This window comes from Cellulomonas algicola (genome assembly GCF_003851725.1).
Classification (GTDB): domain Bacteria; phylum Actinomycetota; class Actinomycetes; order Actinomycetales; family Cellulomonadaceae; genus Cellulomonas; species Cellulomonas algicola.
Window position 1 is genome coordinate 1 of record NZ_BHYL01000259.1, and the last position, 11,058, is coordinate 11,058.

An 11,058-nucleotide genomic window follows, 5' to 3' on the forward strand; every position below is an offset into this window, starting at 1 on the left:
CCGACGTCGGCGCAGGTCGTGGACACGGCGCGGCGGGGGCGGCACGCCGGCGCCGGTGTCGCTCGGGGTGCCGCCCAGCGCGGACGCGGGCAGACTGTGGCACCGATCCGCCGGACCTGCCCCCGCCCGTCCTGTAGGAGGACCCCGTGACCGCACGCCCGCACGCCCGCCCGCTGCTCGTCCGTGCCGCCGCCCCGGCCCTCGCCGTGGGCCTCGCCCTCGGCCTCGCCGGGTGCTCCGACGCCGACATCGACCAGGCCGCGCAGTCCGCGAAGGACGCCCGGACCGCGGCCGAGAACGCGGTCGGCGACCTGCGCGCCGCGGTCGACGAGGCGCGCGCGCACGCCGAGCAGGTGGGCACCCAGGTCGAGGAGACCCGCGCGAAGATCGCCGGCCTCGACGAGCAGGCCCGCACGCAGGCGCAGTCCGCGGTCGACGAGGCGGAGGCCGCCGTGACCGAGGCGCAGTCGGCGCTCGAGGCCGCGCAGCAGGACGCGTCGGCGGAGGCGCAGCAGCGCGTCGCGGACGCGGAGCAGCAGGTCGCGGACGCCCGCGCCGACCTCGAGGCCGCCAAGGCCGACGCGGGCGGCGAGGCAGCCGACGCCCTCGACTCCCTGGCCGCCGAGCTCGGCAGCCTCGGTGACGACCTCCGTGCGGCCACGGGCAGCTGACCCGACGACCCTGTCGTGGCGGTCCCGCGTCCTGCACGGCCGTTGGGGTGATTTCCGGGTTCGCCCGCGCGGCACGTTGAGACCTGCGCCACACCTGCCGATGGTGGAGGTATGAGCGACCGGCAGCCGTCCCGAGTGGGACGCCAGCACCACGTGGAGTGGTGGGTGGTGTGCGCGTGGGCGTCGCTCGCGGTCCTGCTCGTCGTCGGGCTGGTCGGCGCGGTCGGTCTCTGACCGGCACGCCGCACCCCGGGACGCGGGACGCGGGCGGCTCCTCGTCACGCGCCCACGGGACCTATCCTCGCCGGATGGGCGAGCGCGACGACGCACAGCACGGCATCGGGCACGGACGGTGGCGTGAGGTCGCCCGCGCGTCGGGGCTGCTCGCCCCCGACGGCCAGGTGCGGGCGACGATCTTCGCGGAGATGTCCGCGCTCGCCGAGTCGACCGGGTCGGTCAACCTCGGCCAGGGCTTCCCCGACGTCGACGGCCCCGCGTCTGTCGCCCGGGCCGCCGCGCAGGCCATCGCCGACGGCCGCAACCAGTACCCGCCCGGGCCAGGGATCCCCGCACTGCGGCACGCGGTCGCCGAGCACCAGAAAGCGCACTACGGCCTCGACCCGGACCCCGACCGCGAGGTGCTCGTCACGACGGGCGCGACCGAGGCGCTCGCCGCCGCGGTCCTCGCGCTCGCCGGCCCCGGCGACGAGGTCCTGACGCTCGAGCCCTTCTACGACGCGTACGCCGCCGTCATCGCCCTGTCCGGCGCGACGCACACGACCGCACCCCTGCGCGCGACGCCCGACGGGTTCCGCGTCGACCTGGACGCGCTCGCCACCGCCTTCACCGACCGCACGCGGCTCGTCCTGCTCAACACCCCGCACAACCCGACCGGCACCGTGCTCACGCCCGACGAGCTCGCGGCCGTCGCCCGCCTGGCGACCGCGCACGACGCGCTCGTCGTGACCGACGAGGTGTACGAGCACCTCGTCCTCGACCCGGGTGTGCGGCACGTGCCGATCGCGACGCTGCCCGGCATGGCCGAGCGCACGCTGACGATCTCCTCCGCGGGCAAGACGTTCTCGTTCACCGGGTGGAAGGTGGGGTGGGTCACGGGCCCCGAGCACCTCGTCACGGCGGTGCGGACCGTCAAGCAGTTCCTCACCTACGTGTCCGGCGCGCCGTTCCAGCCCGCCGTCGCGTTCGCGCTGCGCGACCCCGACGTCGCCGCGTGGGTGCGGGACCTCGCGGCGTCGCTCGCGTCGCGACGCGACCGGCTGTGCGCCGGGCTCGAGGCCGCGGGGTTCGGCGTCGTCCGCCCGCAGGGGACCTACTTCGTGCTCGCCGACTCCGCGCCGCTGGGCTTCGACGACGGCGCCGCGCTGTGCCGCGCCCTGCCCGGGCTCGCGGGCGTCGTCGGCGTGCCGGTCACCGCGTTCACGCACGACGGGTCGGACGTCGACCGGGCGCTGCGCTCGTGGGTGCGGTTCACGTTCGTCAAGCGCGACGAGGTCCTCGACGAAGCCGTCGCACGCCTGTCGCGGCTGCGCACGCCCTGACACCTCTGCGGAGGGCGGGGCGTCACCGCGGACGGTGCGGCGGCCGGGCGGTCAGCCCGTCCAGGCGCCGCCGCGGCGGTAGGCGGGAGTCGCGAGCGCGAGCACGAGCAGCGCGGCGACCGATGCACCGACCATGACGACCGCCATCGCGACCGCGTCACCGCCGAGCAGGCCCGACAGCGGGCTGACGACGCCGGAGACGCCGGCCTGGGCCGCGCCGATGAACGCCGCCGCCGTCCCCGCGATCTCGCCGTGGCGGCTGAGCGCGAGCGCCGAGGCGTTGGGCGGCACGAAGTTCACCAGCGCGAGCACGAGCCACTGCACCACGAGCAGTCCCCACAGCCCACCCAGGCCGGTGACGGCGAGCACGAGCAGCACCACCGTGAGCGAGAGCGACAGCGGCAGGACGACGCGCACGATGCGGATCGGCGCGAGCCGCCGCACGAGCGCGGCGTTGACCTGTGCACCGGCGACGAGGCCGATGCCGTTGATCGCGAACAGCAGCGAGAACTGGTGCTCGGACAGCCCGAAGCCCTCACGCAGCACGAACGGGGAGGCGACGACGTAGCTCATGAGCACCGCGACGCCGAGTCCCGGCATGACGGCGAGCGCGACGAAGTGCCGGTCGCGCAGGAGCCCGCGGTACCCCGCCAGGGCCGTGCGCAGGCCGCCGTGGCGGCGGCGGTCGGGCGGCAGCGTCTCGGGCAGGCGGCGCCAGACGATCAGCCACAGCACCACGCCGAACACCGCGAGCGCGACGAAGACCGCGCGCCAGCCCGCCTGACCGGCGATGACACCACCGATGGACGGCGCGAACAGCGGTGCGACCCCGATGACGAGCATGAGCCGCGAGATGAGCCGGGAGGCGTCCGAGCCGACGAACCGGTCGCGGATGACAGCCATCGCGACGACGGTCGCGGACGCGTTGAAGAAGCCCTGCATCGAGCGCAGCGCGATGAGCGGGATGATCGCCGGGGCGACCGCGCACAGCAGCGACGTCACGACGTGCAGCGCGACGCCGACCATCACGGGCTTGCGGCGACCGAACCGGTCGGACAGCGGGCCGATGACGAGCTGGCCGACGGCGCCGCCGATCAGCATCGCCGTCATGGTGAGCTGCGCCGCGGTCGCGGACGTGTTCAGGTCGCGCGCGACGTCGGGCAGCGACGGCAGGTAGATGTCGGTCGAGATCGCCGGCAGCGCGCACATGAGGCCGAGCAGCAGCACGTACTTCGCGTTCGGCCGGTAGGCGGGCGCGTCGTCGGTGGCTGCGGGCGACGGGGCGGTGTCGGACGGCTTCGTGGGCGCGACGGCGTCGGCGGGCGTCGTCTGCGGGGTCGCGCGCGACCCGAGGGTCGGTGTGAGCGTGCCCGACCCGGCGGTCGGGGCAGTGGCGTCCGCGGGGGCGGACGCGGTGGGGGCGGTGACGTGTGCGGCGGTCCGGGGGGTGGGCGGCGCCGCAGGGGTGCTGGAGGCGGGGCGCGCGGTCATCGCCTTCCATGGTCGCACCCGATCCGCGCCGACGCGAATCGATTCGATATGGGTCCCGTCACGTCCGCGGCGCGAGTTCTCGCCCGTCTGGGTCGGCGGGTCCTCGCCCGGTTCTTGCCGTCTCCAGTGCCGGGTCGAGAGCGTCCGCGCGTGTCGGTGCGACCTGGCAGGCTGGCCCGCATGTGCGGTCGCTACGCCTCCTTCCGCGAGGACCAGGCCCTGGCCGACGAGTTCGCGATCGCGACCGTCGCCGACGACGTCCGGCTGCTCCCGCCGTCGTGGAACGTCGCCCCGACCGACGGCGTGCGCATGGTCGTCGAGCGCGCCGACAAGGAGACGGGCGAGATCACGCGCCAGCTCCGCGTCGCCCGCTGGGGCCTCGTGCCGTCGTGGGCCAAGGACCCGTCCGTCGGCGCCCGCATGATCAACGCGCGCGTCGAGTCCGTCGCCGAGAAGTCCGCGTTCTCGCGCCCCTTCGCCGCCCGCCGCGCCCTGCTCCCCGCCGACGGCTACTACGAGTGGAAGAAGCCCGAGCCGGGCGCACTGACCCGCACGAAGCAGCCGTTCTACCTGCACCCGGCCGACGACGACCTCGTCGCACTCGCCGGGCTGTACGAGTTCTGGAAGGACCCGACGAAGTCCGACGACGACCCCGACCGCTGGGTCGTCAGCGCGACCGTCATCACGCGCCCCGCCTCGGAGGAGCACGCCCACATCCACGACCGGCAGCCGCTCATGCTGCGCCGCGATGCGTGGGACGCCTGGCTCGACCCGTCGTCCGGCGCCGACGAGGCCCGCCGCCTGCTCGAAGCCCCGTCTCCCCGCCTGATCGCCACCCCGGTGTCGACGCTCGTCAGCTCGGTCCGCAACAACGGCCCCCAGCTCCTCGAACCGGTCGACCCGGATGAGACGCTGCTCTGACGTCGGCCCGACCGTCGCCCTCAGCCGTCAGACCGGGGCGGCGGTGAGGCGGTACGGGGTAACCGTGCCGATGCCCTGCAGGTCGAGGGCGGGGCGCTCGTCGAGGACGAAGCGCGGGTCGCCCCCGAGTACCTGGGCGGTCTCGGGGTCGGTGAGGACGGTGCTCGGCTCGGCGATGTCGGTGAGCCGAGCGGCGAGGTTCACGTCGGGGCCGAACACGTCGCCGAACCGGGACAGCACGCGCCCCCAGACGAACCCGACGCGCACGGGCGTGACGCCGCGCGCACCCTCGGCGAGCCCGCCGACGGCCTGCTCGCGGTCGACGTCGAGCGCTCCCCCGAGGGCCTCGGCGAGCCCGAGCGCGACGCGCGCACCGGTCGCGGGGGTGTCGGCGACGAAGAGCACGGCGTCGCCGATGGTCTTGACGACCCGGCCGCCCGCGCCGGTGACGACGTCGCGCGCGGCGGCCTCGAAGCGCTGCACGAACTGCGACAGGTCGGTCGACCCGAGCCCGGCGGTGCGGCGCGTGAAGGACACCATGTCGGCGAACCCGACGGCCCGGGCGAGGGGCAGCGCGGACGCGTCGACGCCCGGGGAGCGCTGCGCACCGAACTCGGCGGCGTACCGGCCGGCGATCGCGGCGAGCTGCCGGCGGTAGGCGTGCACGAGCTGCGCCTCGAGCAGGGGCGCGAGGTCGGCGAGCCGGTCGAGGGTCAGCAGGCGCGCGGTGGTGTCGTCGAGCTCGTACCGCGTCTCCATGTCCTCGACGAGCGCCTCGACCTGCCACAGCGCGAGGCGGTCGGCGGTGTGGCCGAGCGCGCGCGTGACGGTGAGGACGGTGCGGATGTCGAGCCCGTGCTCGCGGACCAGGGCGACGGCCCGGTCGACGGCCTCGGCGTCGCGCTCGGTGTAGACGGTGTCGTCGGGGTCGGCGTGCGGCAGGCCGACGGTCGTCCAGAAGCCGCGGACGATGTCGACGTCGATGTGGGCGCGTCGGGCCAGGTCGTGGGCGCTGTAGCGGCGGGCGCCGCCCAGGAGCTGGGCCTCGAGCTCGCCGACCGTCGACTCGGCGACCGCGGTCTCGTCGACGGGTCGCCCGGCAGCGGTGGCGGGCGGGGAACCGTCGTCGGGCACGTGCCGAGCCTAGTTCACGCCCCGGACCGCACGTGACGGACGTCACCCGCGAGGACGTGGTGCGCGGCCCCGGCGGCGTCGACCACCACGAGTCCCCCGTCGTCGTCGAGCCGCTCGGCGATCCCCGCGAGCTCGGAGCCGCCGGGCAGCTCGACGCGCACGGGCGTGCCGAGCGTCGCGCACACCGCGGCGACCTCGTCGGCGAGCCCCGAGGCGACGGCGTCACCCCCGGCGTCGCGCCAGCGCGTGGCGACGTCGTCGAGCGCGGTGACGAGCGCGACGAGCAGCGCCTCGCGTGTGACGTGCTGCGCGCCCGCGAGCGCGAGGGACGTCGCGTGCTCGACGGGGAGCTCGTCGGCGCGCTGCGCGACGTTGACGCCGATGCCGATGACGACGGCGGGCGTGACGCCCGTGGGCGTGGGGACGACCTCGGTGAGGATGCCGCCGACCTTGCGTACGGCACCCCAGCCCGCGACCTCGGTGCCCGCGGGGACGAGCACGTCGTTCGGCCACTTGAGGACGGCGGGCACGCCGGCGGTCGCACGCACGGCGGTGACGGCACCGAGCCCGGCGAGGAGCGGCAGCCACCCGAAGGTGCGCGCCGGCAGGGCCGGCCGGGCGACGAACGAGCAGGTGAGCGACGTCCCGGGAGCCGTCTCCCAGCCGCGACCGGCGCGGCCCCTGCCGGCGTCCTGCTGGTCGGCGACGAGCACGCTCGCGTGGGGCCAGGCGTCCGGGTCGGCCGTGACGGCGGCGACGAGGTCCGCGTTGGTCGAGCCCGTGCGCGCGACGACGTCGATCCGCGCGAGCGGGCCCGCCGGGAGCAGCAGGAGCGAGCGGAGCGCGTCCGCGTCGAGCGCGGGACGGTCGGGCGACGAGGACGACGTCATGCCGCCCATGATGACCCCGCGACGAGCGGCCCGTCAGGTGGTCCGTGACGGAGGGCGCACCCGAGCGGCCGCGCACAACGCCCGGGGCACCCGGTTGTGGGGTTCCGACGACCCGACGCCCCGAACACGGTCATCGCCCTGCAGGTGCCTGGTGGGGTTCCACAACTAGCCTCGGTCGGGTGACCCAGACGGACCAGACAGGCGTTCCCGCCCCCGGCACCGCCCCGCGCGGCACCGCGGCCCGCCTCGCCGACCTCGCCGAGCGGACCCGGGCGGCCGAGGTCGCCGAGCAGGGCGCGGCGGACAAGCAGCACGCGCGCGGCAAGAAGACGGCGCGCGAGCGCGTCGAGGCGCTGCTCGACCCGGGCTCGTTCACCGAGCTGGACGCGCTCGTGCGGCACCGCTCGACGAACTTCGGGCTCGACAAGAAGCGCATCCCGGGCGACGGCGTCGTCACCGGGTACGGGACGGTCGACGGCCGCCCCGTGTGCGTGTACTCGCAGGACTTCACGGTCTTCGGCGGCAGCCTCGGCGAGGTGCACGGCCAGAAGATCACCAAGGTCATGGACCTCGCGCTGCGCACGGGCGTGCCGCTCGTCGGCATCAGCGACGGCGGCGGCGCGCGCATCCAGGAGGGCGTCGCGGGCCTCACGCAGTTCGCGGAGATCTTTCGCCGCAACGTCGCGGCGTCGGGCGTGATCCCGCAGATCAGCCTGATCCTCGGCCCGTCGGCGGGCGGTGCGGTGTACTCCCCCGCGCTCACGGACTTCATCGTCATGGCCGACGGCACGTCGAACATGTTCATCACGGGCCCGGACGTGATCCGCGCGGTCACGGGCGAGGACGTCGGCTTCGAGGAGCTCGGCGGCGCGACGACGCACAGCACGCGCTCGGGCGTCGCGCACTACATGGCGTCCGACGAGGACGACGCGATCGACTACGTCCGCTCGCTGCTGTCGTACCTGCCGCAGAACAACCTCACCGACGCGCCCGCGTTCCCGCACGAGGCACCGCTCGACGTGACCGAGGAGGACGAGGAGCTCGACGCGATCGTCCCCGACTCGGACACGCAGCCGTACGACATGCGCACGGTCGTCGAGCACGTGCTGGACGACGGGGTGCTGCTCGAGATCCAGCCGCTGTACGCGCAGAACGTGCTCATCGGCTTCGGGCACGTCGAGGGTCAGCCCGTCGGCATCGTCGCGAACCAGCCGATGGCGATGGCGGGCACGCTCGACATCAACGCCGCCGAGAAGGCCGCGCGGTTCGTGCGCACGTGCGACGCGTTCAACATCCCGGTGCTGACGTTCGTCGACGTGCCGGGCTTCCTGCCGGGCACGGACCAGGAGTGGAACGGCATCATCCGGCGCGGCGCGAAGCTCATCTACGCGTACGCGGAGGCGACGGTCCCCCTGGTCACGGTCATCACCCGCAAGGCGTACGGTGGCGCGTACATCGTCATGGGGTCCAAGCAGCTGGGCGCCGACGTCAACCTCGCCTGGCCGACCGCGCAGATCGCGGTCATGGGGGCCGGCGGCGCCGTGAACATCCTCCAGCGCGGTGCGCTGAAGGGCGTCGCGGAGGCCGGCGGGGACGTCGAGGCCGAGCGCCGACGCCTCACGGCGGAGTACGAGGAGGCGATCGTCAACCCGTGGGACGCGGCGGACCGCGGCTACGTGGACGCCGTCATCGCCCCCTCGCAGACCCGGTCGGAGATCACCCGGGCGCTGCGCCTGCTGCGCACCAAGCGCGCGAGCCTGCCGCCCAAGAAGCACGGGAACATCCCCCTGTGAGCACGGAGGACGCGTGAGCGAGCACGACCACGACGAGCACACCCACGGCCTCGAGCCGCTGACGGGCGTCGACGCCCTGGAGCTGCACGCGGCCGTCGACCGGCTGACGACGGCGCTGCACGCGTACGTCGAGACGGCCGTGGGGGTGCGCGCGGAGTTCGGTGCGCACGAGGCCGACGAGGACCCGCGGGTGCTGTCGCTCGAGTCGGAGATCGGCGGGCTCAACGCGCAGCTGTACGACCTGCTGCACAGCCGGCTCGGCCTGCACGCCGACCTGACGGGCATGTCGTGGTCGGACGACGACCACGGCGACGCGGACGCGGCGCCCGAGCGCACCGACGTCGACACGTTCCACCTCGGGTTCGTCGTCGGGCAGCCGCCCGCGACCTCCGACCTGTCGCTCGACTCGGTGCTCGACCTGGTCGACGCGGGCGGTGCGGACGTCGCGCAGCGGCTCGTCGACGCCGGCTTCGAGGTCACCGAGTGGGGTGCCTCGCGCGGTGCCCCGGTGGCGTTCGACGAGGACGAGGACGGGGAGGTCGACGGGTGAGCGAGCAGACCGGCGCGCACGTGCACGTCGTGCGCGGCGCACCCGACGAGGTCGAGCTCGCGGCGCTGGTCGCGGGCCTCGTGGCGGCGTCGTCGCAGGACGCGCACGGCGCCGACGAGCAGGTCGCGGCGACCTCCGCGTGGTCCGACCGCCGACGCGTCCTGCGCGGCGCGTCGGCCCCCCAGCCGGGCCCCGACGCGTGGCGCTGGAGCCTGCGCGGCTGACGTCGCCCGCGGCATCCGGAGCCTGCGCGGCTGACGCCGGCGGCGGCGTACCCGCGAGTAGGGTCGTCCGGGTGACGACGACGCCCACCCCCAGCGGAGCCCGCCAGCCCACCCCGATCGACGCGGTCGCCGAGGCCCACATCACGGCCGCCGCCGCCCTGCACCCGCTCGCCGCGACGGCGATCGGCCTGCCGGGCCACGAGCACGAGATGACCGACTTCTCGCCCGCGGGCCACGACGCCCGCGCGGACCAGACCCGTGCCACGCTCACGGCCCTCGACGGCCTCGCACCGGTCGACGCGGTCGACGAGCTGACCCTCGCGGCGATGCGCGAGCGCCTGGGCCTCGAGCTCGAGCTGCACGCGGCCGGCGAGCCGCTACGCGACCTCAACAACATCGCGTCGCCGGTCCAGGAGCTGCGCGACGTCTTCGACATCATGGCGACCGGCTCGATCGAGGACTGGGAGAACGTCGCCGCGCGCCTCAACGCGCTGCCCGGCGCGGTCGACGGCTACGTCGAGTCGCTGCGCCTGGCCGCGTCGCGCGGGGACGTCGCGGCGGTCCGGCAGGTCGAGGAGGCCGCCCGCCAGGCGTCCGAGCTCGCGGACCCGGCGTCGTCGTTCTTCACGACGTTCGTCACGGGCGCCGACGTCGACGCGGCGCTCGACGAGTCCGCGGCGTGCGCGCTCGTGCGCGGCGAGCTCGACCGCGGCGCGGCCGCGGCCCGGCAGGCGTACGGCACGCTCGCGACGTTCCTGCGCGACGAGCTCGCGCCGCAGGCGCCGCAGCAGGACGCGGTCGGCCGCGACCGGTACGCGTTGTTCTCGCGCGCGTTCCTCGGCGCGACCGTCGACCTCGAGGAGACGTACCGGTGGGGGCTCGAGGAGCTCGCGCGCGTCGTCGCCGAGCAGGAGGCCGTCGCCGCGCAGGTCGCCGGCCCGGGCGCGACGATCGAGCAGGCCGTCGCCGCCCTGGACGCCGACCCGTCGCGCACGCTGCACGGCACGGACGCCCTGCGCGCGTGGATGCAGGAGACGTCCGACGCGGCGATCGACGCGCTCGACGGCGTGCACTTCGCCATCCCCGACGCGCTCAGGACGCTCGAGTGCCGCATCGCGCCCACCCAGACCGGCGGCATCTACTACACGGGCCCGAGCGACGACTTCACGCGCCCCGGCCGCATGTGGTGGTCCGTCCCCGCCGACGTCACGACGTTCAACACGTGGCGCGAGAAGACGACCGTCTACCACGAGGGCGTCCCCGGCCATCACCTGCAGATCGGCCAGGCCGTGCACGCGCGCGACACCCTCAACCAGTGGCGCCGGCTCGCGTGCTGGACCTCGGGCTTCGGCGAGGGCTGGGCGCTGTACGCCGAGCGGCTCATGGCCGACCTGGGCTTCCTCGACGACCCGGGCGACCGGCTCGGCATGCTCGACAGCCAGCGCCTGCGCGCCGCGCGCGTCGTCTTCGACATCGGCGTGCACCTCGGCCTGGAGGCGCCCGCGGAGTGGGGCGGCGGCACGTGGGACGCCGACAAGGGCTGGACGTTCCTGCGGGCCAACGTCAACATGCCCGAGTCGTTCGTGCGGTTCGAGTGGACCCGCTACCTCGGCTGGCCCGGGCAGGCGCCGTCGTACAAGATCGGCCAGCGCCTCTGGGAGCAGACGCGTGACGCGGCGGCCGGTGCGGCGCGCACGCGCGGCGACGCGTTCGACCTGCGCGCGTTCCACGCGACGGCCCTCGAGCAGGGCGCGCTGCCGCTCGACGTGCTCAAGCAGGTCTTCGCGACGTCCTGACGGCGTCCGCGCACGACGCGAGGGGCGGC

At 75.0% G+C, this 11,058-nt stretch carries 11 protein-coding genes; 8 read left to right on the plus strand and 3 right to left on the minus strand.

The annotated features are described in order from the left end of the window. Positions 1-146: 146 nt before the first annotated feature. From CTKZ_RS15595 to CTKZ_RS15605, 3 genes are all read left to right on the plus strand, one after another. A complete protein-coding gene (locus tag CTKZ_RS15595) occupies positions 147-671 on the plus strand; it encodes a hypothetical protein (protein ID WP_235843510.1) in 525 nt (174 codons plus the stop codon). A 111-nt stretch (positions 672-782) separates the two neighbouring features. Further along, positions 783-905 carry a molybdopterin oxidoreductase gene (locus CTKZ_RS15600; RefSeq protein WP_124343805.1) on the plus strand — a complete coding sequence of 41 codons (123 nt, stop codon included), beginning with the start codon at positions 783-785 and terminating at the stop codon, positions 903-905. 74 nt (positions 906-979) lie between these two features. After that, the gene (locus CTKZ_RS15605) at positions 980-2,230 is read left to right on the plus strand and encodes a pyridoxal phosphate-dependent aminotransferase (protein ID WP_124343806.1); all 1,251 of its coding nucleotides are present in this window, start codon (positions 980-982) and stop codon (positions 2,228-2,230) included. A gap of 51 nt (positions 2,231-2,281) precedes the next feature. Here CTKZ_RS15605 and CTKZ_RS15610 read toward each other — a convergent pair whose 3' ends face one another. Beyond that, positions 2,282-3,721: a multidrug effflux MFS transporter gene (locus CTKZ_RS15610; protein ID WP_124343807.1), complete on the minus strand. Its 1,440-nt coding sequence runs from the start codon at positions 3,719-3,721 to the stop codon at positions 2,282-2,284. A 180-nt stretch (positions 3,722-3,901) separates the two neighbouring features. Here CTKZ_RS15610 and CTKZ_RS15615 point away from each other — a divergent pair, with 180 nt between their 5' ends. Continuing rightward, positions 3,902-4,642 carry an SOS response-associated peptidase gene (locus CTKZ_RS15615; protein ID WP_124343808.1) on the plus strand — a complete coding sequence of 247 codons (741 nt, stop codon included), beginning with the start codon at positions 3,902-3,904 and terminating at the stop codon, positions 4,640-4,642. Positions 4,643-4,669: 27 nt separating this feature from the next. Here the strand turns inward: CTKZ_RS15615 and CTKZ_RS15620 are convergent, their stop codons facing one another. After that, positions 4,670-5,776: an adenylate/guanylate cyclase domain-containing protein gene (locus tag CTKZ_RS15620; RefSeq protein ID WP_235843511.1), complete on the minus strand. Its 1,107-nt coding sequence runs from the start codon at positions 5,774-5,776 to the stop codon at positions 4,670-4,672. Between the two features lie 14 nt (positions 5,777-5,790). After that, positions 5,791-6,666 carry a biotin--[acetyl-CoA-carboxylase] ligase gene (locus tag CTKZ_RS15625; protein WP_200829775.1) on the minus strand — a complete coding sequence of 292 codons (876 nt, stop codon included), beginning with the start codon at positions 6,664-6,666 and terminating at the stop codon, positions 5,791-5,793. Positions 6,667-6,845: 179 nt separating this feature from the next. Between CTKZ_RS15625 and CTKZ_RS15630 the strand changes: the two genes are divergently transcribed. The 4 genes from CTKZ_RS15630 (at position 6,846) to CTKZ_RS15645 (ending at position 11,029) form a co-directional block, all read left to right on the plus strand. Beyond that, on the plus strand, positions 6,846-8,459 hold the full coding sequence (locus CTKZ_RS15630; protein WP_124343810.1) for an acyl-CoA carboxylase subunit beta: 1,614 nt from the start codon (positions 6,846-6,848) through the stop codon (positions 8,457-8,459). A 13-nt stretch (positions 8,460-8,472) separates the two neighbouring features. Further along, positions 8,473-9,009, plus strand: coding sequence for a hypothetical protein (locus tag CTKZ_RS15635; RefSeq protein WP_124343811.1), 537 nt, complete (start codon positions 8,473-8,475; stop codon positions 9,007-9,009). After that, a complete protein-coding gene (locus CTKZ_RS15640) occupies positions 9,006-9,233 on the plus strand; it encodes an acyl-CoA carboxylase epsilon subunit (RefSeq protein ID WP_124343812.1) in 228 nt (75 codons plus the stop codon). Before CTKZ_RS15635 ends, CTKZ_RS15640 begins: the two co-directional genes overlap by 4 nt. Positions 9,234-9,304: 71 nt before the next feature. Beyond that, entirely contained in the window at positions 9,305-11,029 is a 1,725-nt protein-coding gene (locus CTKZ_RS15645) for a DUF885 domain-containing protein (RefSeq protein ID WP_124343813.1), read from the plus strand. The last annotated feature ends 29 nt before the right edge of the window (positions 11,030-11,058 follow it).